A 24,355-nucleotide genomic window follows, 5' to 3' on the forward strand; every position below is an offset into this window, starting at 1 on the left:
CCGTCGAGACCTGCTTCGACGCGAGCCTCGACACGCTGGACCGCTCCGCCGCCTGCCTTCAGGGCAAGCGCCTGCGCGAGGAGATCGAGGCCCGCGGCCTCTGTCTCGATCTCGCCGAACGCGAGGGAAGCTATCGTGGCGTGTCACGCTGCGACGCGTGAGGAACAATGTAAAAGCGCCTTGGGACAGGATAGCAAAAATATAAACGCTGCAGCATAAGGAAACGGATAACTGGCTCCATCCTGACCAAGCTCTGGACAACATCAAAACAATGTGCGCTTCAAGATAATAGGCACAAAACACTCTCCGACACCACAAAACCTCTTATTTATCGGCAAAAATTCGAAAATGCCAACACCATGCTTTGAAAACCGGAAAGATGCATATACAACTTGATACTCGCACCATTTTCACGCCCCCCCCCCGTAACTGTGGAGACTTGCTGTGCGGCTAAACCGCACGCGCTCGGAGATTTCTCCACACAGTGAATCCAAACTAAGGGAAAACAACCAAACCTGCTCTTGAGAACCGGTCATAAGAAGTTATCAGGGTTCTAAACCTAAGCTACCGCTTTCTTCAAAACGGCCGTTGCGGTGCTGCGTTCGAACAGCATCGCGAATTCACAAGACGCCTCCAGAAACATATCGGAGCAGGGCATATTGACCTGCGCCACGGTTCAGGCTTTTTCCGGTTTCCAGTCTGCGATTTACCTTTTTTGGCCTTCTGGACTGGCGCTGTGCGGCTGGCGTTGATCGGGCAATTGGCAAACTGGTTCATTCAGGACAGCAGGGCTGACAAACGCTAGATAAGCCCGCGAGACGTCACCGACCGCCATTGCCGACATATCGGAATTGCCATTGGCTTGGAGCTTAGGCCGATCTTTTCAATAACTGGATGCATGAATGCCATCATGGAGGACGGCAGCGCGAAGGCCATCGCGCCCCCGATCCGGTTTGACCGACTGACACCGATTTCAACCAGGTGACCAGCGCGAACGTTGTCAAAGCACCCCAGGCAAAGGTGCGAGCGGTGATGCTGAATGCCCGCTGATCAGCATCTAAGCCCGCTTGTTCATGCCCCGCAGCGCTAGGCGTGTGGACCGTCTGTAAAGAGATGCGTCTCAAGACCGTGACGACCAAGGCAAGGCAACGCGCAGTCTATGATCAAGAACACCGGACCAAGCACGATCGGCGTCGCCGTGCCCCAAGGCAAGGATCAACGGACCAGAGAACACTGCGCCTCGTCGGGCGTGGACGCTTAGACCATCGGGTCGCCTTTGATGATTGAGCTGGGACAGCCGTGATCATTCAACATCGCGCGCCTCTTTAACTCAAGATGCCGGCCTTACATTCAACTTCACTTCTGGCCACAGATGGTCGGCCGATACCTACGGGTCGAAACGGCTCCATGTCTTTGGAGCGTGGGGAAACTGGCTTGGACAGCATGAGCATCGCCATCCGTTCAAAAGCGCAGGGCATTCCCTGATACCCTCTCATCGAAGACACTACGAACGTGACGGGGAGCTTTTGGGCAGCACTGTTGCCATTGATCATCGGGGTCGTGATTCGCTGGATTTACTCAGAACCATTTTTATTGACAGTCCCGCAATTATTTATTCGAGTTAAAAAAACAATTAAAAATACTTAAAAATTCTTGAGCGCCCTCTCTGACGTCAAAAACGGCCATATTTTAGTTTTTTTCGTAAAGAATCACGAAATCCATTTGACTCGTGCGTCGGCAAAATAGTTTGCATTGATGCGACCACCACTAGGAGGAAATCCATGACAGCAGGTAGGGATAGGATCGGCCTTAGTAAGGCGTCTAAGCGTATCAACGGTCCAATAAAAAAAGAGCGGACACCGCGAATGACGGACGCGGATTGGTCGTCCATCCTGGACGGTGCAAAAGCCAATGGTCGGCCGACAGGTGACTATCTCGTATGGCTCCATAATGAAAGAAGAAGGACGTCGGATAATCACCCGGCAAAAAGTGTAGCTCTCGCGGCCTTGATTAACGCGCTCACCCAGATAACGCACTTGGTTACTCATATTGACACCGTCCAAGATGATGATTTCGAGCTGCTTCTCAAAGTCCATGCAATCGTGACACGTCTGATTGAGTCATAATGATAATCACCGCGTCGAAATACTCGGGGGCGTGTGAGAAAAGTAGTCCTGCTAAGGCATTACGCTACTTGGCCGCGACCACGGTCACAAAGACTATCGAACAGCGCGACCATGACGTGATGCGAGATCCTGCGCCCGAGACACTTTTAGGCGATGCCCAGACCATCGGAAGATTTTTGAGATCGCTCCCCTTCGCGCCGAAATACTTGTCCATGACGGCAAGTTTTGCCGCAGATGAAATCGATGCTCGCACGTTCAGCGCGGGCGGATGGCGTAGGGAGGCCGGTCACATCATCGCGACGATCCTGGATGCGAGTTACGCCGGCATTCCAGAACATTGTCGTCCCCCCATCTTCGTCAACACGCACGTGCATACAGGGCGGACTGAAATCAATTTTCTCTTGCCGCGCGCGGTTATCGATGGCCGGGCACGGCTCAAAAGCTTCACCCCTTTCCCGCCGAGGGAGATCTACACCGCCTTTCGTGTCGCATTGCAAGAAGCACTAATTGACCGTTTTTCGCTCTTCGACCCAGACGATCCGCTCCGCACCCAGCTCTTTAGGTTTCCCGACTGGTTACACAAGGAGCATGCCAGCGCCCTCCGCGAACGCCTGGATGGACATGCCCTCTTCCACCTGATCGAGCAGGCGGTCACGGCCACCGAACATGGCTTGGTGCATAATCGCGACGACCTCATTGAACGGCTGGTCCCTGATCTGGCTGTGGCCGGCTTCAAGATCGATCACCTGACACCGACCGCCGTAACGATCAAACAGATCGCCGGAGCTAAATCCTTACGGCTGAGAGGCTTCTGCTTCACCAACGGGTTTCGGTCCGCCCAGGACATCAGTGACCTCCGTGACCGGAATGGTCCGATGAAGGTCGAACGAGACATCCGACTGCGGACCGCCAAGACGCGGTTTATCGAATACCGGAACAGATACGCGAACGAACGCGCGCAGAGGGAGGGCCATCCTAAGCCTGACCCGATTGCGGATCTGGCCGATATCCCGCGGGTAATATTGCCCGCGTGCCACCCCGATGAAGGACACTCTTATGACGAAAGAATACCCCTACACGACGGCAGCGCTCTCCCCGTTCCGTCGCCGCATGGACCGGTTCGCTTCGGCACTAAAATTGCACCGGCAGAGCATTCAGCAGTTAAACGTCGCGCTGACCCGTCTGGAAGAGAGGGTAACAGTCCTGACCGAGGAAAACCGACACCTCCGGAAGCACATAACCGAGAAGGACCGAGAGATCCGGGACCTGCAGATCACATCGGGTATTCTCAGCTCATTCACCTCGTCGGACGGCTGAAACCTATCTTCGAAGGGACCATGGCCCGCATCCGGAAGAACCGCATGGTTACGGCGATTGCCGCGAGCCTAGAGGTTCATGCTGCCGCTGCTCTACCCACAATTTCAATTCTGATCAACACCTTAAAGGACACCAATGACCGATACGACCGCACCCAACACGGGCACCACCGCCTCGGTGGAGCAGATTCACGACCTCATCGCGCAGTTGAAGACCTTCAACAACCTTCTGGCAGAACTGCTCCGGGACCACGATCAGCCGACAATTTCGGACGTGATCCGGGATCACCTCATCGCGGTGCAGAGGATCGAGACCAGCTTTACGGCCGCGACCAACCATCTGATCGCCGCACTTCGCCGTCAGGAGGTGCTCGACCGGTCGTCTCGGGATCAGTCCATCTTGGAGAGGCTTGGACGACTGGAGGCACAGAACAACAGGGTCCTCGATCTCCTCGGGCACCCGATGCCCGGGCCTTCCGACGTCTGACCCGGGCCGACATGATCCGCACGGCGCATCATCAGGCTGGTGCTTTCGGAGAACCCCTCACGGGGCTTCGCTTCATTGCCGACGAACTCGGGTCGCTGATGATCGTCCGGATCGGCGATCAAATATGGCAACACGATGGGAGGCGCTTTGATCCCATCGACCCTGAACATCGGGCGCACGACGATCTATCATTGCGCCGGTGAACCATCACGGAACACCAAGCACCGAGGCATCCATGGTTATGACCGAAGGAGCTGTCGTGAAATATCGCAGTAGCCGAAAGGCTTCTCACACAGCGCAAGACTTACGCCCTTGTGTTGGCGATCGTCAGATACCACAGTAGGATATAGATATTGTCACCCAAAGCGCGGAATCTTGCACGGTGTTTGGAAAAGCGCGTGAAATTTCAATTGACTTCGAAAGTCAGTTCGAATCCTACCGCCCCAGCCAATATTCAGGAAATCAGTGAAAATACCCGCACTTGGCGAACATATGTCAGGCGGCTTACGCTGACATGATGCTGCGCACTGCCTCGGCGGCCAAGGGCGCGTTGCGGCGGCGGAATTCCTCGGGGTCCCATTCCGACAGCGATCCGGCGATGTGGATCGCGGCGATCGGACGACCCGACGCATCCGGGATCGCGACGCCAAGCGCCACTTCTCCCATCAGGATCTGCTCCAGCGCCAGCGCGTGTCCGGCCTGTCGCGCCAGTTCGATCTGGTCGCGGATGGCCTGCGGATCGGTCAACGTGCGGGGCGTCAGCGGCTGCAGGCTGGCTTGGGCCAGGATCTGGTCGACCTCGGTCGGGGGCAGCATCGCCATGACGGCCCATCCGCCCGACGTACAGGTCGTGGGCACGCTGTTGCCCACCAAGGTTGCAAAGAACGTCTCGCGCTTGCTCTGCATCCGGGCGGCATAGACCATGCGCTGACCGTCGAACAGCGACAGGTCGACCCGTTCGCGGACGTTGCGGCGCAGGTCCAGCAGGATCGGACTGGCGCGGCGGACCAGCGGGTTCAGCCGCAGATAGTCATGCGTGAGGTCCAGAATCGGCAAATCCAGGCGAAATCCGCGGCCGTCCTCGGCCAGGGTCAGATAGCCCAGCTTGCGAAAGGTGTGCACCAGCCGCTGTGCCGCGCTGCGCGTCAGCCCGGTCCGCGTGGCGATCTGGCCAAGCGACAGCGCCCCGTCGGCATCGCGAAACGCCTCCAGAACGCTCATTCCGCGGGCAAGCGATTGAACGAACAAGGCATCCTCTGCCTGCGGAACGTCCGGGGCGTGATTCTTGCGCGGCATGCAATCTCCGACGTTGACATGATCAATTTTCGGTCAATACACTCGTGATACAATGCAGCTGTATCGGATGACAATACATTGCTGAGCCCGACGCCCCCTGCCCGACCGCGACGTATCGCCCTTGCGGGCTTCGTCCACGAAAGCAATTCCTTTGCCCCCAGTCCCGCGGACATGGCGGCATTCGAACAAGGCGGCGGCTATCTGCCGCTGTGCCGGGGCGCGCAGATCATCAACCGGGCGCGGGACGTGAACCTTCCCATCGCCGGCGCCATCGCGCATGGTGAACAGCAGGGCTGGCAGATGGTGCCGCTGGTCTGGGCCGGTGCCGTGCCTTCCGCCCCAGTGACGGCCGATTGCTATGCCGCCCTGACCGAGGAGATCGTTCAGGGCCTGCGCGATGCGGGGCCGCTGGACGGCGTCTTTCTGGACCTGCATGGCGCGATGGTGGCCGACGGCGCCCCTGACGGGGAAGGCACGCTGCTGGCCCGGGTGCGGCAGGCGGTGGGGCCCGATGTTCCTGTCGTCGCGGCGCTGGACCTGCATGGCAACATCAGCGCGCAGATGATGGACAGTGCCGACCTGATGGTGGGCTTTCGCACCTATCCGCATGTCGACATGGCCCTGACCGGGCATCGCGCGGCCCAGCATCTGGACCGGCTGATGGGTGGCGCGCCGAATGCCAAGCGTTCCGCCAGCTGGATTTCCTGATCCCCATCGCGTGGCAGGCGACCGATGCCCAGCCCGCTGGCGGGTTGTACGACATGGTCGCGGACTGCGACGATCAGGGCTGCGCGTCGCTGTTCATGGGGTTTCCTGCGGCCGATTTCGCGGATTGCCGCCCATCGGTCATCGCCTATGCCGACACGCAGGCCCAAGCCGACGCGATGGCTGACCGCCTGGCGCAGGCGATGCGCGACGCCGAGCCCGCGTTCCGCGGCGACTGCTTTGCCCCCGCCGACGGCGTGGCCGAGGCGATGCGCCGCTTCGCCGACCGCCCAGTGATTCTGGTCGACACGCAGGACAATCCCGGCGCGGGCGGCAATTCCGACACGACCGGCATGCTGCGCGCACTGGTCCAGGCCGATGCCCAGGACGCGGCCATCGGGCTGATAACCGACCCCGCGGCGGCGGCGGCGGCCCATGCCGCAGGGGTTGGCGCGACGATCGACCTGTCCGTGGGCGGACGGTCCGGCATTCCGGGCGATGCGCCGTTCCAAGGCCGGTTCACCGTCGACGCGCTGTCGGACGGGTCCTGCCATGCCACCGGCCCCTATTACGGCGGCGCGCATCTGGCGCTTGGTCCCTCGGCCTGCCTGCGCATCGGCGGCGTGCGGGTGGCGGTTGCGTCCGAAAAGGCGCAGATGGCCGACCGGCAGATGTTCCGGTTCCTGGGCATCGTGCCCGAAGATCAGGCCATCCTGGTCGTCAAAAGCTCGAACCATTTCCGCGCCGATTTCACCCCCATCGCCGCGGCGATCCTGACCTGCGCCGCGCCCGGGCCGATGCCCGTCAGCCCGGCCAGCCTGCCCTTCCGCCACCTGTCCCCCGGCATCCGACTGGAGCCGGGCGGCGCCCCCTTCACACCCCCCGCGCAAGGCTGACGCCAAGATCACCCCGCGGCCCCGTTCAACAGAGAGGACACCATGCTCAAGAAATTGACCGCCACGCTTCTGGCCTCGACCATGCTGACAGGCGCAGCCTGGGCCGAGACCACGATCAAGGCCGTGATGCATTCCGGCCTGCGCGTGCTGGACCCGGTGATCACCACCGCCCACATCACGCGCAACCACGCCTACATGATCTATGACGTGCTGATCGCGCAGGATTCGGAGTTCCAGCCGCAGCCGCAGATGGCCGACTGGACCATTTCGGACGATCAGCTGACCTATACGTTCACGCTGCGCGACGGGCTGACCTTCCACGACGGCGCGCCGGTGACGGCGGCCGACGCCGTGGCCTCGCTGAACCGGTGGGGACAAAAGGACGCGGGGGGGCAGGTCATCATGGACCGCACCGCCAGCCTAGAGGCGACCGACGACAAGACGATCACCTGGACGCTGACCGAACCCTTCGTGCCGATGCTGGACGTGCTGTCCAAGCAGTCGGCGCTGCCGCCGTTCATCATGCCCGCCCGCGTGGCCGAAACCTCGGCCGACGAGGCGATCACCGAATACGTGGGATCGGGTCCGTTCCGCTTCGTCGAGGCGGAATTTCAGCCTGGCCTGATGGTCGTCTATGAAAAGTTCGACGAATACGTGCCGCGCGATGAACCCGCCGACTGGATGGCGGGCGGCAAGGTCGTGAACGTGGACCGCGTCGAATGGGTCAACATGCCCGACGTCCAGACCGCCGTGAACGCCCTGTCGGGCGGAGAGATCGACTATATCGAGGCGATGCAGGTCGACCTGATCCCGCTGCTGGAGGGCGATCCGAACATCGTCGTCGAGACGCGAGAGCCGACCGGCATGCAGACGATGACGCGGATGAACTTCCTTCACCCGCCGTTTGACAACGTCCAGGTCCGTCAGGCCGCCATCAAGGCGATCACCCAGGAACCGGTGCTGGCGGCGATGGTCGGCAACCCCGAATACTATTCGGTCTGCGGTGCCATCCTGGGCTGCGGCACGCCGCTGGAAAACGCGACCGGCACCGACACCCTGACCCAGGGCGGCGGCGCCGAGGAGGCGCGCGCCCTGCTGGAGCAGGCGGGCTATGACGGCACGCCCGTCGTGCTGATGGCGCCGACCGACATGGTGGCGCTGGCCACCCAACCCGTCGTCATCTCGCAGATGCTGCGCGAGGCGGGGTTCCAGGTCGAGCTGCAGCCGATGGACTGGCAGACGCTGGTCACGCGCCGCGCCAGCCAGGCGACCCCGGCCGAAGGCGGCTGGAACGTGTTCATCACCAACTGGATGGTGCCGGAAATCTCGAACCCGATCTCGAACCCGATGCTGAACGGACGGGGCAACGATGCCTGGTTCGGCTGGCCCACGGACGAGACCATCGAGGCGCTGAAGGAGGAGTTCATCGACGCCCCCGACGCCGCAGCCCAGACCGCGGTCGCCGAAAGGATCCAGGCCCACGCGCTGGAGAACGGCCTGCTGATCCCGTTGGGACAGTACACCCTGCCGCAGGCCCGCCGCACCACGATCACCGAGATGATCAACTCTCCCGTGCCGGTCTTCTGGGGCCTGCAGAAGTCCGAGTGATCCTGCCCCTGACAATGCATGGGGGGCGGTGCTGCCGCCCCCCTTCCCGCCCGATCGGAGGAACCTGATGCTGGGGTATATCCTGCGGCGCATCCTGGCCGTCATTCCGGTGATGCTGCTGGTCGCCGTCTTCGTCTTCCTGCTGTTGCGCCTGACGCCGGGCGATCCGGCCGCGATCATCGCGGGCGACATGGCCACCCCCGCCCAGCTTGAACGCATCCGCGAGGCGATGGGCCTGAACGACCCGTTGCACATCCAGTTCGTGACCTGGGTCGGGCAGTTGCTGCGCGGTGATCTGGGCGTGTCGCTGATCTCGAACACGCCGGTGGCCACGATGGTCGGGGACCGCATCGCGCCGACGCTGTCCATCGCGGTGCTGACGATCATCATGTCGGTCGCCCTGGCCGTGCCGATGGGCGTGCTGGCCGCGTGGAAGCACCGCAGCGCCGCGGATTACGCGGTCATGACCTTCTCGGTCCTGGGGTTTTCGGTTCCGGTCTTCGTGATCGGCTATCTGTTCATCCTGGTCTTTTCGCTGCAGCTGGGCTGGTTCCCGGTTCAGGGCTATACGCCGCTGTCGGCGGGCCTGGGCGGGTTTCTGTCGAACGCGTTCCTGCCCGCACTGACGTTGTCGACGATCTATATCGCGCTGATCGCCCGCATGACCCGCGCCAACATGCTGGAGGTGCTGGGAGAGGATTACATCCGTACCGCACGCGCCAAGGGTGCCCCGGAGCGCACCGTCCTGTTCCGCCACGCGCTGAAGAACGCCGCCGTGCCGATCCTGACCGTGATCGGCACGGGCTTTGCCCTGCTGATCGGGGGCGTGGTGGTGACGGAAACCGTGTTCAACATCCCCGGCGTGGGCCGCCTGACCGTCGATGCGATCCTGGCGCGGGACTATCCGGTCATCCAGGCGATGATCCTGCTGACCAGCTTTCTGTACGTGCTGGTGAACCTGCTGATCGACCTCAGCTACAGCCTCTTTGACCCAAGGATCCGTTACTGATGGCACAGGTACCGCAACCGACCTCGGCGATGCAGCCGGTCCTGCGCGCGCTGCGCCTGCCGCAACTCGGCCTGGGCAGCAAGATCGCGGCGCTGGTGCTGGCGATCATCGTCGTCCTGACGCTGCTGGCGGGCTGGATCGCGCCGCACGACCCGCTGACCATGAACCCCATGGCCCGCCTGCAGGGCCCGATCGAAGGGTACCCGCTTGGCACCGACAATTTCGGTCGCGACATCTTCAGCAGGGTGCTGATCGGGGGACAGCTGTCCCTGATCATCGGCATCGCCACGGCGGTCGTGTCGGTCCTCCTGGGGCTGATCATCGGGATGATCGCGGGCTTTTTCCGCACCGCGGATGCGATCATCATGCGGATGATGGACGCGCTGATGGCGATCCCGTCGATCCTGCTGGCGATCGCGCTGGTGGCGCTGAACGGGCCGTCGGTCGGATCGGTCATCGCCGCGATCACCATCCCCGAGATTCCCCGCGTCGTCCGCCTGGTCCGCGCCGTGGTCCTGTCCGCGCGAGAGGAACCCTATGTCGAGGCCGCGATCGCGCTTGGCACCCCCATGCGCAAGATCCTGGTGCGGCACCTGGTGCCGAACACCACCGCACCGCTGATCGTCCAAGGCACCTATATCCTGGCCAGCGCGATCCTGACCGAGGCGATCCTGTCCTTTCTGGGCGCGGGCGTCAGCACGGAAACGCCCACCTGGGGCAACATCATGGCCGAGGGTCGGCTGTTCTTCCGCATCAAGCCGGAACTGATCCTCTATCCGGGCATCGCGCTGTCGCTGTGCATCCTGTCGATCAACCTCCTGGGCGACGCGGCGCGCGACATGCTGGACCCGCGGCTGAAGAAACGGGCGGGGTAAGGCCATGCTGTTCAAGACACGCAATTTCGACACCGCCGACGTGGTCCTGCAGGCCCGCGACCTGACCGTGACCCTGCCCGACACGCCGGGCAATCCGGGCGTCCTGAAATCGATCGACGTGACCATCCGGGCAGGCGAAACCGTCTGCTTGGTGGGCGAATCCGGGTCGGGGAAATCAGTCACCTCGCTGGCGATCATGGGGTTGCTGCCCCAGGCCCTGCAGGTGGCGGGGGGCACGATCCAGTTGCAGGGCCGCGACCTGCTGCCGCTGAGCCAGGCGCAGATGCGCGAACTGCGCGCCGCCCGCGTCGCGATGATCTTTCAGGAACCCATGACCGCGCTGAACCCGGTGCTCCGCGTGGGCGACCAGATCATGGAGGTGATGGAGCTGCACACCGACATGGGCGCCGCGGAACGCCGCAGGCGCGCCGTGGCGATCATGGAACAGGTGCATCTGCCCGACGTCGAACGCATCTTCAAATCCTATCCCCACCAGTTGTCGGGCGGTCAGCGCCAGCGGATCATGATCGCGATGGCGCTGGTGTTGGAACCCGTGCTGCTGATCGCGGACGAACCCACGACCGCACTGGATGTGACCACGCAGAAACAGATCCTGGCGCTGATCGACGAATTGCAGCGCGACCACGGCACGGCGGTGCTGTTCATCACCCATGACATGGGCGTCGTCGCCGAGATCGCCGACACCGTCTATGTGATGAAGCACGGAGAGATCGTCGAACATGGCGCGGTCGAGACGCTGCTGCGTGCGCCGCAGGCCGACTACACCCGCAAGCTGCTCATGGCCGTGCCCAGCCTGTCGCCGCGCGACGCCCGCCCCGCTGGCGACGACGCGGTCCTGCGGGTGGAGCGGCTGAACAAGGTCTATGGCGGCGGGGGCATCCTGCGGAAGCTGCCGCAGGCTCATGCGGCCAAGGACGTGACTTTTTCGCTGTCGCGGGGTCGCACCCTGGGCATCGTGGGAGAGAGCGGGTCGGGCAAATCCACCGTCGCGCGCTGCATCATGCGGCTGATCGACCCCACATCGGGGCGCATCCTGCTGGACGATGCCGACATTGCGACCCTCTCGCGCGGCGCCCTGCGCGCGCACCGGCGCAAGCTGCAGGTGGTGTTCCAGGACCCGATGCGGTCGCTGAACCCCCGCTGGACCATCGGCGAAAGCCTGATGGAGGGGCCGCTGAATTATGGCACCACCCGCGCGGACGCGATGGCCGAGGCCGCGCGCCTGATGGGCGTCGTGGGCCTGCCCGCCGATGCGCTGGCCCGCTATCCCCACCAGTTTTCCGGCGGGCAGCGGCAGCGGATCGCCATCGCCCGCGCGGTGATGATGCGCCCCGACGTGCTGGTCGCGGACGAGGCGGTGTCAGCGCTGGACGTGTCGGTGCAGGCGCAGGTGCTGGACCTTTTGGACCAGCTGCAGCGCGATCTGGGCATCGCCATCGTCTTCATCACCCACGATCTGCGCGTCGCGGCCCAGATCTGCGACGAGGTGATCGTCATGCAGCGCGGCGCGGTCGTCGAACACGGCCCCGCGGGTCAGGTTCTGGCCGCGCCCGCCCACCCCTATACCCGTGCCCTGATCGAGGCCGCCCCCGGCCGGTCCTGGGACTTTCAGAACTTTCGCGCAATGCCAGAGGTAACCCATGCCGAACCTGCCTGAGATCGACGCCGCCGTCCCGGACCTGACCGCCATCTTTCGCGACCTGCACGCCCATCCCGAGATCGGCATGGAGGAGGTCCGCACCAGCGCCGTGGTCGCGGCAAAACTGCGCGAATGGGGCGTGGACGAGGTTCACGAAGGCGTGGGCAAGACTGGCGTCGTGGGCATCGTGCATGGCCGCGGTCAGGGCAACCGCCGCATCGGCCTGCGCGCCGACATGGACGCGCTGCCGATCCAGGAATCGACCGGACTGGCCCATGCCTCGACCCAAGCCGGCAAGATGCATGCCTGCGGCCATGACGGGCACACGACGATGCTGCTGGGCGCCGCGCAATATCTGGCCCAGACGCGCAATTTCGACGGCACCGCCGTCCTCATCTTTCAGCCCGCCGAGGAGGGTCTGGGCGGCGCCCGCGCCATGATCGCCGACGGGCTGTTCCAGCGATTTCCGGTGGACGAAGTCTACGGCATGCACAACCAGCCCACCGGCCAGTCGGGCAAGGCCACGCTGTGCAAGGGTCCGGCGATGGCGGGGGCGTCGTTCTTCGACATCACCGTGACGGGCAAGGGCAGCCATGCCGCGATGCCGCAACAGTCGCGCGATGCGCTGGTCGCGGCATCCGGTCTGGTCGGTCAGTTCCAGACGATCCTGGGCCGCAACGTCGCGCCGCTGGATCAGGCCGTGCTGTCGGTGACCCAGATCCACGCGGGCAGCGCCTATAACGTGGTCCCCGAGACCGCGACCCTGGCCGGCACGATCCGCTTTTTCAAGCCAGAGGTCCGCGACCTGATGCAGGCCCGCATGCGCGCCATCTGTGACGGCGCCGCGCAAGGCTTCGATCTGCAGATCACCTGCGCGTTCCGCGAGATCTTCGACGTGCTGGTGAACGATGCCGACCTGTCGGACGCCTGGACCCAGGCCGCCGCCGACGTGCTGGGGGCCGAAAACGTCCGCGACGATTCCCACCCCTTCACTGGGTCCGAGGATTTCGCCGACATGCTGCAGCAGGTTCCCGGCGCCTATGGCAACGTGGGGCACGCGGGCACCGTGCCGCTGCACAATCCGGGCTTCGTGCTGGACGAGGCGATCCTGCCGGTCGGCGCGTCCATCTATGCCCGGCTGATCGAACGCCGCCTGCCGGTGGCCGCATGAGCGCGGTTGACCTGCCCTTTGACGACGACGCGATGCTGGCGGGCCTGCGCCCGTGGATCGAATGCGAAAGCCCCACCTGGGACGCCGCCGCCGTCAGCCGGATGATGGACCTGGCCGCGCGCGACCTGTCGGCCATCGGCGCCACGGTGGAAACGGTGCCGGGGACCAAGGGCTTTGGCACCTCGATCCGCGCGACCTTTCCGCATGCGGATCAGGGTGAGCCCGGCATCCTGGTGTCGGGGCACATGGACACGGTCCACCCGATCGGCACGCTGGAAAAGCTGCCCTTCCGGGTGCAGGACGGCAAGGCCTGGGGGCCGGGCATCATGGACATGAAGGGCGGCAACTATGTCCTCCTTGAGGCGATGCGCCAGATCACGCGCGCGGGCCTGACCACGCCTTTGCCGGTCACGTTCCTGTTCACCCCCGACGAGGAAGTCGGCACCCCCGCCACCCGCAGCCTGATCGAGGATGCCGCCCGCGGGCAGCGCGCCGTGCTGCTGCCGGAACCCGCGCTGCCCGATGGGGGCGCGGTGGTCGGCCGCTACGCCATCGCGCGGTTCGACCTGCTGACGCATGGCCGCCCCAGCCACGCGGGCTGGGCGCTGAAGGACGGGCGGTCCGCCATCGCCGCAATGGCCCGCCGCATCCTGCAGATCGAGGCGATGACCACCGAGGATTGCACCTTTTCCGTGGGTGTCATCCATGCGGGCCGATGGGTCAACTGCGTCGCGTCCGAATGCCGGGCCGAGGTTCTGTCCATGGCCAAGACCCAAGCCGACCTGGACCGGGGCGTGGCGGCCATTCTGGCCCTGCAGGGTGAACAGGACGGCGTCGACTTCACCGTCACCCGCGGCGTCACCCGACCGGTCTGGGAGCCGCAGCCGGGCACGATGGCGCTCTACGATCTGGCGCGCGACCTGTCGGCGCAGATCGGGTTTGACCTGTCGTCGGACCGGTCTGGCGGCGGGTCCGACGGGAACTTCACCGGCGCGATGGGCGTGCCCACGCTGGACAGCATCGGCGTGCGGGGCCGCGGCCTGCACACGCTGGACGAACATATCCTGGTTTCCAGCCTGTCCGAGCGTGCGCGCCTGGCGGCGGGCCTGCTGACCCAGATCACCTGAGGACCCCATGACCGCAATCCACGACCTGACCGCCGCCGCGATGACCGCGGGCTTTGCCGATCGCAGCCTGTCCCCGGTCGAGGTGACCCGCGCCGTCCTGGACCGCATCGACGCCTGCGAGCCGGTGCTGAACGCGATGTGGACGGTCGATCACGACCTGGCGCTGGAGGCCGCGCGCGCGTCCGAGGATCGCTGGCGGCGGGGCGATCCGCTGACGGTGAACGGCGTGTCGCTGGACGGCGTGCCGATCACCATCAAGGAGAACATCGCGACCCGCGGCGTGCCCATGCCCTTGGGCACCGCGGTCAGCGACATGACCCCACGGACCGATGACGCGCCCCCCGCCGCCCGCATGCGCGCGGCGGGCGCGGTCTTTCTGGGCCGCACGACGATGCCCGATTTCGGGATGCTGTCGTCGGGCCTGTCCAGCTTTCACAGGCTGGCGCGCAATCCGTGGAACACCGACATGAACCCCGGCGGGTCCAGCGCCGGCGCCGGAGCCGCGGGGGCGGCGGGATACGGGCCGATCCATCTGGGGACCGATATCGGCGGCTCGATCCGCCTGCCTGCGGCGTGGTGCGGGCTGGTGGGGCTGAAGCCCAGCCTGGGACGCGTGCCGATCGATCCGCCCTTCATGGGCCGCGCGGCGGGGCCGATGACGCGGACGGCGCAAGACGCCGCGATGGCCATGGCGGTGCTATCGCAGCCGGACGCGCGCGACCACATGTCCTTGCCGCCCGCGACGATCGACTGGCTGGACCTGGACCGCAACATGGTGGGCCTGCGCGTGGGTCTGCTGATGGATGCGGGCTGCGGGATGGCGGTCGATCCGCAGGTGCGCGACGCCGTGTCCGCCGCGGCCGCGCTGTTCGAACAGGCCGGTGCCATTGTCCGGCCCATCGACCCGTGGATGACCCCCGACCTGCTGCAGGGCCTAGACGATTTCTGGCGCACGCGGGCGGGTCTGGACGTGCTGGCGCTGGCCCCCGAACAGCGTGCCGCCATCCTGCCGCTAGTGCGCGAATGGGCGGAAACGGGTCTGGGCCGGTCCGGTGAGGACGTCTGGCGCAGCTATGGCGCCACGGTCGAGATACGTCGCCGCACCACGCAGGCCACGGCCGATCTGGACCTGATCCTGTCCCCCATCTCTCCGAATGTGGGCTTTCCGGCGGACTGGGCCTATCCGGCCGACAATGACGTAACGCGCGCAATGCAGCACATCGGCTTTACCGCGCCGTTCAACATCGGCGAGCAGCCGGCGATCAGCGTGCCCTGCGGCCATGACCGCAGCGGCGTGCCCATCGGGCTGCAGATCGCGGGACGCCGTTTCGACGACTTGGGCGTCCTGCAGGCCGCGCGGGCGTGGGAACGGATCGCCCCGGCCGCACGCCTTGGCCCACGGTCACGGCCTAGTCGTGGCGCGGCTTGTCCTGCACGGCAAACAGGGCTGCGGCTTCGGACAGATAGCTGTCGGCAAAGCCGACCTTGGACAGCCCGTCCAGGGCCGCGCCGACGCCGCCCGCCGCGTGATGCGCGGCACCCACGTCCTGCGACAGCTGCAGGTAATAGGACAGGTCCTTGGCCGCATTCGCGACCGAAAAGCGCATGCCCGACGTGTCGCCCGCCAGCAGGAAGGGCGCGATCCGGTCCAGTGCCGCCCCATGCCCGCCGCCCTTGGCCAGCACGTCGACAAAGGTCGCATCACGGATGCCCGCCTGCCGCGCACAGGCAGCGGCCTCGCTGATCAGGGTCGCGCAGCCGATCGAGACAAAGTTGTGCAGCAGCTTCAGCGTGTGGCCCGCACCGACGTCGCCGGCATGAAAGATGTTTTCGGCGAACGCACCCAGCAGCTGGCGCATGCGGTTGAACAGATCGCCGTCCGCGCCCACCAGCAGGTTCAGACGGCCCTCCTCGGCCTCCTTCGGGGTGCGGGTCATAGCGGCGTCCATGAACGCCCCGCCCGCGTCGCGCGTCAGACCCGCCAGCCGCAGGGTCGATGCCGGGATCGCGGTCGAACAATCCACGATCACCGTGCCGGGACGGATCGCGGCCAGCAGGCCGGCCTCGGCCAACAGCACCTCTTCGACCTGGGGCGTGCCGGACAGGCACAGGATGATCGCCTGGCACTCGGCCAGCGCGGCCAGACGGTCGACCCGGCGCGCGCCAATCGCCAGCAGATCGGTGACCGGCTGGTTGCCGGGATGATCCAGAAACAGCAGTGGCCAACCCTTGGCCGCAAGGTTGCGCGCGATGCCGTGGCCCATCAGACCCACGCCCACCATGCCGACCGTCATCTTGCCAATCGTCTCCTCCTGTCCTGCCGGGGGCCAGCTTGGGCGCTGGCAGTCCGGGCCACAAGGTGACCGGGCGCAATTTTTCCATCGACCACAGGACCGCAGCATGACCATCGACGATCTGACCCGCATCGACACCAGCCTGATCTTCGTGGACGGCACCTGGACGCAGCCCCATGGCGGCACCCTGCCGGTCGAGGATCCGTCGACCAGCCAGGCCATCGGGGTGATCGGGCGCGGGACCAAGGCCGATGTCGATGCCGCCGTCGCCGCCGCCCGCACCGCGCTGGATGGGCCCTGGGGCGCGCTGACCGCCACGGATCGCGGGCGGATCCTGATGCGGATGTCTGCCCTGGTCCTGGACCGGGCGGAGGATCTGGCGATGATCGAGACGCTGGACGTGGGCAAGCCCCTGGACCAGTCGCGCCGGGATTCGGCGGCGCTGGCCCGGTATCTGGAGTTCTATGGCGGCGCCGCGGACAAGCTGATGGGCACCACGATCCCCTATCAGCAGGGCTATACAGCCTATACCTTGCGCGAGCCGCATGGCGTCTGCGGGATCATCATCCCGTGGAACTATCCCATGCAGATCCTGGGCCGCGCGGTCGCCGCAGCCCTTGCCGCGGGCAATGCCGTGGTGCTGAAACCGGCCGAGGACGCGTCCCTGTCCGCCCTGGTCTTTGCGCAGATCGCGCATCAGGCGGGCCTGCCGCCCGGCGCGCTGAACGTCGTGACCGGCTTGGGGCCGAGGTGGGCGCCGCGTTGTCGGCGCATCCGGGCGTGCATCACCTGTCCTTCACCGGATCGGTCGGGACAGGGGCGGGCATCCAGCGCGCGGCGGCGGCCAATGCCGTGCCCGTGACGCTAGAACTGGGAGGCAAGTCTCCCCAGATCGTCTTTGACGATGCCGACCTGGACCGGGCGATCCCGGTTCTGGTCGGGGCCTGCATGCAGAATGCCGGGCAGACCTGTTCGGCCGCATCGCGCGTGCTGGTGCAGGCGGGCGTCTATGACCAGGTCCGCCGTCGGATGGCCGAGATATTCGAGGGGTTGGTGGTCGGACCTGCGCCGGGCAGCCACGACCTGGGTCCGCTGGTGTCGGCCCGCCAGCGGCGTCTGGTGCAGGATTTCATCGACTTGGGAACCCGTGATCTGACCTTGGCGGCCCAGGGTCGCCTGCATTCCGACGCGGCCCCGGGCGGCCATTTCGTGCGGCCCACGCTGTTTGCCGATGTTCCCCCCGACCACGCCCTGGCGCAGCAAGAGATCTTTGGCCCGGTGCAGGTCATGATGCCCTTTGCCGATGAGGCAGAGGCCCTGCGCATCGCCAACGGCACCGATTACGGGCTGGTCGCGGGCGTCTGGACCCGCGACGGGGCACGCCAGCTGCGCATGGCGGGCCGACTGAACTGCGGCCAAGTCTTCATCAACAATTATGGTGCCGGGGGCGGGGTCGAGCTGCCTTTTGGCGGCATCGGCAAATCGGGCCACGGTCGTGAAAAGGGTTTCGAGGCGCTGTACGGGTTCACACGCACCAAGACCATCGCGATCCATCACGGCTGAAGGCAGGGCGCGGTGCGCCCCGCCCGTCGATCAGAACACCGTGACTTGGGTGCCGATCTGGGCGACGGCATACAGCCGTTCGACATGTTCGTTGTACAGGCCATAGCAGCCCGACGACGACCGACGCCCGATCTTGCGCGTGTCATGGGTGCCGTGAACCAGATAGGCGGGCCACCCCAGATAAAGCCCGAACTTGCCCAACGGGTTCTCCGGCGCACCGCCTTCAACCCGCAGCGGCAGGGTCGGGTCCTTTTCACGCATGCTGGGCGTGGGCGTCCAGGACGGGTTGGCGACCTTGCGGACGATCTCCGTCTGGCCGCGGCGGGTCAGTTCGTCCGTCATAGGGATCGCGCAGGGAAAAACGAAGTGCACGCTTTCGTCGCCCGACCAGTAATGCACCGCGCGCGAGGTCACGTCGGCAAGCAGAACCCCCTTGCCGATCGAGGGATAGAAATCGCGCCAGTGCCGCGCCCGGAACGACGACTGGTTGCGCTGCGGTCCGGAATTCTCCTGACCAAAGGCCGTGGCGGGGATCAGGACGCCCGCCGCCGCAAGCCCCGTGATGAAGGTTCGTCTGTCACCGAAGGGACGATTCGTGGACATGCTGCTGCCTCGTGCTTGTTTTCGCCTTTTGAGAGACAATAGCCCCACCGGGCCAGTCCCCCAAGCCCCCGCCGAAAGGTTGATGGGCCACCCCGGAGATTCTGCAACAGATGCATCCGCGTCGGCAGGTTCGGTCAAACCTCCGACAGGGGTCCCGACGGACGCATCGACTGCAGCACCGCGGTCAGCGCGGCACGGCTGAGCGGCTTGACCAGCGACTGGTCCATCCCCGCCTGGCGAAAGCTCTCCAGGTCTTCGGGCATGGCGTGGGCGGTCAGGGCGACGATGGGGCTGTCCCGATTGGGTCCGCCCGCGCGGATGCGGCGGGCCGCCTCGATCCCGTTCAGGCGCGGCATGCTGATATCCATCAAGATCAGGTCGAACCGGCGCTGACCTGCGGCAGCGACGCCGGCAAGGCCGTCCTCCGCCTCAGTCACCTCGCAGCCCTGACGGCGCAGCATTTCGCGGGCGACCAGCCGGTTGATGGCGTTGTCCTCGACCATCAGGATGCTGAGCGCGGGACAACTGTCGCTGGCGACCGCCACCTGTGGCGCCGTGTCGGCCAGCACGGGTGCGACCTGCAGCGGCAGCGTGACCCGGAACGCAGTGCCCCTGCCCGGTTCGCTGGACACCGCGATCTGACCGCCCATGGCATCGACCAGGCCCTTGACGATGCTGAGCCCCAGCCCCGTCCCCTCGACCTTACGGTCGAAGGTCGAACCAAGCGTCACGAAGGCATCGAATATCCGGTCCAGATCGCCGGCGGGAATGCCGATCCCGGTATCAGTGACGCACAGGTCGACCGAACCCTGCGGTCCTGCCCTGTCCACCGTCACGGTGATCTGTCCGTTCTCGGTGAACTTGATGGCGTTTCCGACCAGGTTGACGACGATCTGTTCCAGCCGCGCCGCATCGCCCAGCACCGGCCCGTGATCATCGCCAGAATACATCGTCACAAGCCGGTTACCGGCAGCGTGCGCCTGTTCCTGCATGCCCAGAACCGCCGAATCGACCAGCGCGCGCAGATCCACCGGGTACTGTGCCAGAACCAGCTGTCCGCTGCGCGCCCGGGAGGTGTCCAGCACGTCGTTGACATGTCCCAGCAGCATGCGCCCCGAATGCTCCATCGCGGCGAGGTACTGGCGTTGGCGGTCGTCCAGTTCGGTCAGACCCAGCAGGTCCAGCAGCCCCAGAATGCCGTTCAGGGGGGTCCGCATCTCATGGCTCATGACGGCGATCATGCGGGTCTTGGCCTGCTCTCCGGCCACGGCACGGTCGCGCGCATCGATCAGCTCGGCCTCCTCGGCCGCGCGACGGGACACGTCGCGGACGAAGGCGACCACCAGCGGCCCATCCTCGCCACGAGAGACGGACATGGACAGCTCGACCGGGATGATGCGGCCCGATTTGTGCCGTGCGGTCGATTGCAGGATGTCGGGGCCCGTTTCAGAGACGCGCGTGGTGCCGTCCTGGACCCCGGCCAGAACCTCGCGCACCTTGGCGCGACGGTCATGCGGGGTCAGCAGGTCGACGACATCGGCGCCCACCACCTCGGCCCGGTCATAGCCATAGATACGCTGCGCGGCCGCGTTGAAACCCAGGATCCGCCCGTCGGGCCGCGCGACCAGGATCGCGTCGATCGACGCCTCGAACAACGAATGCAGGCGGTTGCTGACCGCAGCGATGCGGCGGTTTCGGTCGCCCGCCGTGCGCACCATCGCGGCCAGCACCACGACGCTGCCGGTCAGGACCATGAACAGCGGCACGACCAGCAGCGACAGGGTGGTCAGCGCGCGGGCTACGCCCTCGCGGCGCAGGGCCGATTTCTCGGCGAACAGCCGCACACCTTCCAGTGACACCTGTCGGACCATCGGAACGGCCGCGTCGATGGCGGGCACGATCCGGGGCAGGCCCGCGATGAGCCCGGCATCGTCGCCGTCGATCAGCGGAACCGCCGAATCCAAGGCAGACTGGATCGAATCCAGCGCCTCGGTCATTCCCGGTTCGGCGCGCAGCCTGTCATAGGTCCGCCCCTGCTGCAGCGTCTGGATGCGCGAATAGAAAATGTCGAACCGTCGCCGCAGATCCTGTGCCCGGTCCGCGCCGGCACCGTGCGCGGCCAGCAGCAGGGAGGCACGCTGCAGGGCCAGCACCTCGACCTCTGACTGGGCCAGGAACCACTGGGTGTTGTCGGTGGCCGCGGTCCCCATATCGTCGATCTGCCGGCGTGCGTCGACCTGCAACAGCCACACCGCCAGACCCAGAGCCAAGATCGCGCAGCCGAAAAAGGCGGGCATCAGCCTGACCGCGCGCGCGATGCGCGGGACGTGCAGGTCGGTGCCCACCGCGTCGATCATCGCGCAGCCTCGATGCGGACCAGCTGCCAGATGCTGCGGGAATAGATCACCTCGGATTGCAGGTCGGGATCGGAATCATAGGGATAGATGACCCATAGCGGCCCCTTGTCGCGCACGGACATCGCCTGCCCGTCCTGCTGAAAGGCCACGATGGGATAGTCCGCCGTCACCTCGTCCACGGGGATCTGCACCGCGTAATCGTTGATCGCCACGGCCGAGACCGTACCCGCATCGATGCCCGCATCGGTCAGGATCGCCTGCAACGGGACACCGGTGAAGGTCGGCTGCCCCTCTGTCCAGATGGTCGAGGTGGCAAAGCTGACCGGCCCAAGCGCCTGCAGCGCGGCCTGGTCATAGGTACGGGTACCGTCCGGGCCCTCGACGGTCAGCAGGGGGTCGTCGGCCAGCGCCGGACCCGCCAGCGCAAGCAAAAGGAAAAGGGCTGCGATCTTCATGGGGTTGCCTTTGGCAGGATGGGTCATGGGGTTGCGGTTCACGTCATCTTGACGACCGCAGCGCCATTCTGGCAGCGAAACCTTTCTAAAATCCTAGCGACCTGCCGATGAGCTTTACTGGTATGGAAGTATGGTATAATTTGGCGAAAAAGGGCCCGACATGATTCCGATCCGCGCTGCCACGACTGCCCAGCAGGTCCATGACTGGCTGTACCGCTGCGTGCTGCGCGGCGATCTGCTGCCCGGCACCCGCCTGTCCGAGATCGAGATCGCGGCCCAGGTCAATCTGTCGCGCCAGCCCGTCCGTGAGGCGTTCATCCGCCTTGCCGCCGACGGTCTGGCCGAGGTGCTGCCCCAACGCGGCACTTATATCGGGCGGATCTCGATGCGGGCGGTCCTGTCGGCGCGCTTCATCCGCGAGGCGGTCGAAAGCGACTTTGCCCGCCATGTGGCCGGGACCCGCCCGGATCTGACCGCGATGGCCGACGAACTGACCGTGCAGGAACGCTGCGACGTCGCAGGCGACGTGCCGGGGTTCATCGAATCCGACGACCGGTTTCACCGGGCCATGGCCCTGGCTGCGGATCAGGCAGCGGTCTGGCAGGACCTGGAGCGGCTCAAGGCACAGATGAACCGCCTGCGGCACCTGTCGATGCGCGTCTTTGACCGCAGCCAGACCATCGCCCAGCATCGCGCCGTCCTGACCGCCCTGCAGGCCGGAGACGCAGACGCGGCCGAAGATGCCATCCGCACGCATCTGCGCCAGATGCTGACCGAACTGCCGCAGATGGCTGCGGCGCATCCCGACTATTTCACCGACTGAAAGGCCCCGCCGCATGCCGCAATCCGACCCCCGCCCCGCCCGCATCCTGTCCATCGGAGAGGCCATGGTCGAGATGTCGCGCGCCCCCGATCCCGACCTGTGGCGGATGGGGTTTGCCGGTGACACGCTGAACACCGCCTGGTACCTGCGCCGCCTGCTGGATGATGCGTGGCAGGTCGATTACCTGACGCGCGTGGGCACCGGCGATTTTTCGATGCAGATGGTGGACTTCCTGCAGGCCGAAGGGTTGGACACCACCCACGTCACCCGCCTACCCGATGCCGAGATCGGCCTCTATGCCATCAGCCTGACCAACGGGGAACGCAGCTTTTCCTATTGGCGCGACAGTTCCGCGGCGCGGCGGCTGGCCGACGATCCGGCCCTGCTGCAGACGGCGTTGCAGGGCTGCGCAATGGCCTATCTGTCGGGGATCACGCTGGCGATCCTGCCGCCGCAGGGGCGCGACAGCCTGCTGCAGGCGCTGGACCGGGCGCGGCAGGCGGGGACCACGGTCGTCTTCGACACCAACCTGCGCCCGCGCCTTTGGTCCGACGCGGACACCATGCGCGCGCTCACGCAGGATGCCGCAAGCCGGGCGGACCTGGTCCTGCCCAGCTTCGACGACGAGGCCGCGCTGTTCGGCGATACCGATCCGCAGGCCACGCTGGACCGCTATCTGGCCTTGGGCGCGGCGCAGGTGGTGGTCAAGAACGGCGGCGGCCCGATCCTGTTCGGCGGGCGCGACGGCCACGGCTGCATCGACGATCTGAGCGTCGACACGCCCGTGGACAGCACCGCCGCGGGCGACAGCTTCAACGCGGGCTATCTGGCGGCGCGGCTGACGGGGACCGATTGCGCGGGCGCCATCCGGGCGGGCCATGCCTTGGGGCGGCAGGTCATCCGCCATCCCGGTGCGCTGATCCGGCAAGCGGTCGCGGACGCGCGGCGCTGACTACAGCACCGCGCCGATCTGCCAGGGCAGGAATTCGTGGTCGCCCAGACCCAGAGCCTCGCTGCGGGTGACCTCACCTGACGCGGTGCGCAGGATCAGGTCGACGATTTGGCGGCCCTTGTCCTCCAGGCTGACACCGGACAGCACATCACCGCAGTTCAGGTCCATGTCGTCGCGCATCGCGGCGAACAGCGCGTCATTCGTGGCCAGCTTGATGGTCGGCGCGGGTTTCGACCCAAAGGCCGATCCGCGCCCGGTGGTGAACACGATCAGCTGCGCCCCCCCGGCGATCTGGCCCGTGGCCGAGACCGGATCATAGCCCGGCGTGTCCATGAAGTTCAGCCCCGGTGCGGTGATGGGTTCGGCGTAATCCAGCACCGCGTTCAGCGGCGTGGCCCCCGCCTTGGCCACCGCGCCCAGGGATTTCTCAAGGATCGTGGTCAGCCCGCCCGCCTTGTTGCCGGGGCTGGGGTTGTTGTCCAGCGAGGCGCCGTTCATCGCAGCATACGCCTCCCACCAGCGCAGGCGGGCCAACAGCCGGTCGGCCAGCACGGGGTCCGCGGCACGGTCCAGCAGCAGGCGTTCCGCGCCGTGGATCTCTGGCGTTTCGGACAGGACGACCGACGCGCCCTGCGCCGCAAGGATGTCGCAGGCCACCCCAAGCGCGGGGTTGGCCGTGATCCCCGAAAACCCGTCCGATCCGCCGCATTGCAGCCCGATCCGCAGCGCGGAAGCGGGTGCAGGCGCGCGCGTGACGGCGTTCACCTGCGGCAGCATCTGGCGGACGCGGGCCTTGATCGCGTCGATGGTCGCGCGCGTGCCGCCATTGTCCTGGATCGTCAGCCCGTGAAAGCGCGCAGCTTGGCCCAGCTCCTGCTTCATGCGGGCGATCTGCATCACCTCGCAGCCCAGGCCCACGAACAGCGCGGCCCCGACGTTCGGGTGTCCGGCATGCCCGGTCAGCACGCGTTGCAGCGCGATCCAGCCCGGACCGCTGTCAGCCATGCCGCAGCCCGATCCGTGGGCAAAGGC

The 24,355-nt window shown here is 65.6% G+C and carries 21 protein-coding genes and 2 pseudogenes; 16 read left to right on the forward strand and 7 right to left on the reverse strand.

Annotated elements, in window-relative coordinates; genetic code table 11:
• The first annotated feature begins 1,865 nt into the window (after positions 1-1,865).
• Positions 1,866-2,126: a hypothetical protein gene (locus TY51_RS05810; protein ID WP_042247100.1), complete on the forward strand. Its 261-nt coding sequence runs from the start codon at positions 1,866-1,868 to the stop codon at positions 2,124-2,126.
• A 575-nt stretch (positions 2,127-2,701) separates the two neighbouring features.
• On the opposite strand, the gene TY51_RS21735 is transcribed toward TY51_RS05810, so the two are convergent.
• Positions 2,702-2,872 carry a hypothetical protein gene (locus TY51_RS21735; RefSeq protein ID WP_156117904.1) on the reverse strand — a complete coding sequence of 57 codons (171 nt, stop codon included), beginning with the start codon at positions 2,870-2,872 and terminating at the stop codon, positions 2,702-2,704.
• Positions 2,873-3,182: 310 nt separating this feature from the next.
• On the opposite strand from TY51_RS21735, the gene TY51_RS05815 reads away from it, so the two are divergent.
• From TY51_RS05815 to TY51_RS21740, 3 genes are all read left to right on the forward strand, one after another.
• The gene (locus tag TY51_RS05815; RefSeq protein WP_042247103.1) at positions 3,183-3,443 is read left to right on the forward strand and encodes a hypothetical protein; all 261 of its coding nucleotides are present in this window, start codon (positions 3,183-3,185) and stop codon (positions 3,441-3,443) included.
• A 135-nt stretch (positions 3,444-3,578) separates the two neighbouring features.
• Entirely contained in the window at positions 3,579-3,929 is a 351-nt protein-coding gene (locus TY51_RS05820) for a hypothetical protein (RefSeq protein ID WP_042247105.1), read from the forward strand.
• 11 nt (positions 3,930-3,940) lie between these two features.
• Entirely contained in the window at positions 3,941-4,132 is a 192-nt protein-coding gene (locus tag TY51_RS21740; RefSeq protein WP_156117905.1) for a hypothetical protein, read from the forward strand.
• A gap of 301 nt (positions 4,133-4,433) precedes the next feature.
• Here TY51_RS21740 and TY51_RS05825 read toward each other — a convergent pair whose 3' ends face one another.
• Complete coding sequence (locus TY51_RS05825; protein WP_042247108.1) at positions 4,434-5,225, reverse strand: IclR family transcriptional regulator; 792 nt, start codon at positions 5,223-5,225, stop codon at positions 4,434-4,436.
• A gap of 171 nt (positions 5,226-5,396) precedes the next feature.
• Between TY51_RS05825 and TY51_RS23205 the strand changes: the two genes are divergently transcribed.
• From TY51_RS23205 to TY51_RS20840, 9 genes and pseudogenes are all read left to right on the forward strand, one after another.
• Positions 5,397-5,933 (forward strand): M81 family metallopeptidase, encoded by a 537-nt coding sequence (locus tag TY51_RS23205; protein ID WP_255351386.1) that lies wholly within the window; start codon positions 5,397-5,399, stop codon positions 5,931-5,933.
• 5 nt (positions 5,934-5,938) lie between these two features.
• Positions 5,939-6,826 (forward strand): MlrC C-terminal domain-containing protein, encoded by an 888-nt coding sequence (locus TY51_RS23950; protein ID WP_255351387.1) that lies wholly within the window; start codon positions 5,939-5,941, stop codon positions 6,824-6,826.
• A gap of 42 nt (positions 6,827-6,868) precedes the next feature.
• Positions 6,869-8,434: an ABC transporter substrate-binding protein gene (locus tag TY51_RS05835; RefSeq protein WP_042247111.1), complete on the forward strand. Its 1,566-nt coding sequence runs from the start codon at positions 6,869-6,871 to the stop codon at positions 8,432-8,434.
• 67 nt (positions 8,435-8,501) lie between these two features.
• Positions 8,502-9,443: an ABC transporter permease gene (locus tag TY51_RS05840; RefSeq protein WP_042247114.1), complete on the forward strand. Its 942-nt coding sequence runs from the start codon at positions 8,502-8,504 to the stop codon at positions 9,441-9,443.
• On the forward strand, positions 9,443-10,318 hold the full coding sequence (locus tag TY51_RS05845; protein ID WP_042247117.1) for an ABC transporter permease: 876 nt from the start codon (positions 9,443-9,445) through the stop codon (positions 10,316-10,318). Before TY51_RS05840 ends, TY51_RS05845 begins: the two co-directional genes overlap by 1 nt.
• Before the next feature lie 4 nt (positions 10,319-10,322).
• Positions 10,323-11,996, forward strand: a complete 1,674-nt coding sequence (locus TY51_RS05850) for an ABC transporter ATP-binding protein (protein ID WP_042247120.1) — start codon at positions 10,323-10,325, stop codon at positions 11,994-11,996.
• A complete protein-coding gene (locus TY51_RS05855; RefSeq protein ID WP_042247124.1) occupies positions 11,980-13,149 on the forward strand; it encodes a M20 aminoacylase family protein in 1,170 nt (389 codons plus the stop codon). Before TY51_RS05850 ends, TY51_RS05855 begins: the two co-directional genes overlap by 17 nt.
• Positions 13,146-14,276: a M20/M25/M40 family metallo-hydrolase gene (locus TY51_RS05860; RefSeq protein WP_042247126.1), complete on the forward strand. Its 1,131-nt coding sequence runs from the start codon at positions 13,146-13,148 to the stop codon at positions 14,274-14,276. Before TY51_RS05855 ends, TY51_RS05860 begins: the two co-directional genes overlap by 4 nt.
• 40 nt (positions 14,277-14,316) lie before the next feature.
• A pseudogene (locus TY51_RS20840) lies at positions 14,317-15,615 on the forward strand (amidase); the annotation flags it as partial.
• 70 nt (positions 15,616-15,685) lie between these two features.
• On the opposite strand, the gene TY51_RS05875 reads toward TY51_RS20840, so the two are convergent.
• Entirely contained in the window at positions 15,686-16,792 is a 1,107-nt protein-coding gene (locus tag TY51_RS05875; RefSeq protein ID WP_307534988.1) for an NAD(P)-dependent oxidoreductase, read from the reverse strand.
• Between TY51_RS05875 and TY51_RS05880 the strand changes: the two are divergent.
• Positions 16,677-18,133: pseudogene (locus tag TY51_RS05880) on the forward strand (aldehyde dehydrogenase family protein). The gene TY51_RS05875 and the pseudogene TY51_RS05880 sit on opposite strands and share 116 nt — an antisense overlap.
• 30 nt (positions 18,134-18,163) lie before the next feature.
• Here TY51_RS05880 and TY51_RS05885 read toward each other — a convergent pair.
• The 3 genes from TY51_RS05885 to TY51_RS05895 all read right to left on the reverse strand — a co-directional run bounded on the left by TY51_RS05885 (position 18,164) and on the right by TY51_RS05895 (position 21,548).
• The gene (locus TY51_RS05885) at positions 18,164-18,736 is read right to left on the reverse strand and encodes a L,D-transpeptidase (RefSeq protein WP_042247135.1); all 573 of its coding nucleotides are present in this window, start codon (positions 18,734-18,736) and stop codon (positions 18,164-18,166) included.
• A 134-nt stretch (positions 18,737-18,870) separates the two neighbouring features.
• Positions 18,871-21,093: an ATP-binding protein gene (locus TY51_RS05890; RefSeq protein WP_052649846.1), complete on the reverse strand. Its 2,223-nt coding sequence runs from the start codon at positions 21,091-21,093 to the stop codon at positions 18,871-18,873.
• Positions 21,090-21,548: a molybdopterin-dependent oxidoreductase gene (locus TY51_RS05895; RefSeq protein WP_042247147.1), complete on the reverse strand. Its 459-nt coding sequence runs from the start codon at positions 21,546-21,548 to the stop codon at positions 21,090-21,092. The genes TY51_RS05890 and TY51_RS05895 overlap by 4 nt, the downstream gene beginning before the upstream one ends.
• A gap of 160 nt (positions 21,549-21,708) precedes the next feature.
• Between TY51_RS05895 and TY51_RS05900 the strand changes: the two genes are divergently transcribed.
• Together TY51_RS05900 and TY51_RS05905 are read left to right on the forward strand one after the other, a co-directional pair.
• Positions 21,709-22,371, forward strand: coding sequence for a GntR family transcriptional regulator (locus TY51_RS05900; protein WP_042247137.1), 663 nt, complete (start codon positions 21,709-21,711; stop codon positions 22,369-22,371).
• A gap of 13 nt (positions 22,372-22,384) precedes the next feature.
• Positions 22,385-23,323 carry a sugar kinase gene (locus tag TY51_RS05905; RefSeq protein WP_042247140.1) on the forward strand — a complete coding sequence of 313 codons (939 nt, stop codon included), beginning with the start codon at positions 22,385-22,387 and terminating at the stop codon, positions 23,321-23,323.
• On the opposite strand, the gene TY51_RS05910 is transcribed toward TY51_RS05905, so the two are convergent.
• Positions 23,324-24,355: UxaA family hydrolase (locus tag TY51_RS05910; protein WP_042247150.1), on the reverse strand; the 1,032-nt coding region annotated here is incomplete at its 5' end.

The sequence above is a fragment of the Paracoccus sp. PAMC 22219 genome (genome assembly GCF_000787695.1).
Classification (GTDB): Bacteria; Pseudomonadota; Alphaproteobacteria; order Rhodobacterales; family Rhodobacteraceae; genus Paracoccus.

What these genes read in the sequence shown, in the direction of transcription:
- TY51_RS05810 (WP_042247100.1), top strand. Translation starts at nt 1,866, where the DNA reads ATGACGGACGCGGATTGGTCGTCCATCCTGGACGGTGCAAAAGCCAAT.
- TY51_RS05815 (WP_042247103.1), top strand. Translation starts at nt 3,183, where the DNA reads ATGACGAAAGAATACCCCTACACGACGGCAGCGCTCTCCCCGTTCCGT.
- TY51_RS05820 (WP_042247105.1), top strand. Translation starts at nt 3,579, where the DNA reads ATGACCGATACGACCGCACCCAACACGGGCACCACCGCCTCGGTGGAG.
- TY51_RS21740 (WP_156117905.1), top strand. Translation starts at nt 3,941, where the DNA reads ATGATCCGCACGGCGCATCATCAGGCTGGTGCTTTCGGAGAACCCCTC.
- TY51_RS05825 (WP_042247108.1), bottom strand. Translation starts at nt 5,225, where the DNA reads ATGCCGCGCAAGAATCACGCCCCGGACGTTCCGCAGGCAGAGGATGCC.
- TY51_RS23205 (WP_255351386.1), top strand. Translation starts at nt 5,397, where the DNA reads ATGGCGGCATTCGAACAAGGCGGCGGCTATCTGCCGCTGTGCCGGGGC.
- TY51_RS05835 (WP_042247111.1), top strand. Translation starts at nt 6,869, where the DNA reads ATGCTCAAGAAATTGACCGCCACGCTTCTGGCCTCGACCATGCTGACA.
- TY51_RS05840 (WP_042247114.1), top strand. Translation starts at nt 8,502, where the DNA reads ATGCTGGGGTATATCCTGCGGCGCATCCTGGCCGTCATTCCGGTGATG.
- TY51_RS05845 (WP_042247117.1), top strand. Translation starts at nt 9,443, where the DNA reads ATGGCACAGGTACCGCAACCGACCTCGGCGATGCAGCCGGTCCTGCGC.
- TY51_RS05850 (WP_042247120.1), top strand. Translation starts at nt 10,323, where the DNA reads ATGCTGTTCAAGACACGCAATTTCGACACCGCCGACGTGGTCCTGCAG.
- TY51_RS05855 (WP_042247124.1), top strand. Translation starts at nt 11,980, where the DNA reads ATGCCGAACCTGCCTGAGATCGACGCCGCCGTCCCGGACCTGACCGCC.
- TY51_RS05860 (WP_042247126.1), top strand. Translation starts at nt 13,146, where the DNA reads ATGAGCGCGGTTGACCTGCCCTTTGACGACGACGCGATGCTGGCGGGC.
- TY51_RS05875 (WP_307534988.1), bottom strand. Translation starts at nt 16,792, where the DNA reads ATGGCCTGGCTGGTCGACGGATCCTCGACCGGCAGGGTGCCGCCATGG.
- TY51_RS05885 (WP_042247135.1), bottom strand. Translation starts at nt 18,736, where the DNA reads ATGTCCACGAATCGTCCCTTCGGTGACAGACGAACCTTCATCACGGGG.
- TY51_RS05890 (WP_052649846.1), bottom strand. Translation starts at nt 21,093, where the DNA reads ATGATCGACGCGGTGGGCACCGACCTGCACGTCCCGCGCATCGCGCGC.
- TY51_RS05895 (WP_042247147.1), bottom strand. Translation starts at nt 21,548, where the DNA reads ATGAAGATCGCAGCCCTTTTCCTTTTGCTTGCGCTGGCGGGTCCGGCG.
- TY51_RS05900 (WP_042247137.1), top strand. Translation starts at nt 21,709, where the DNA reads ATGATTCCGATCCGCGCTGCCACGACTGCCCAGCAGGTCCATGACTGG.
- TY51_RS05905 (WP_042247140.1), top strand. Translation starts at nt 22,385, where the DNA reads ATGCCGCAATCCGACCCCCGCCCCGCCCGCATCCTGTCCATCGGAGAG.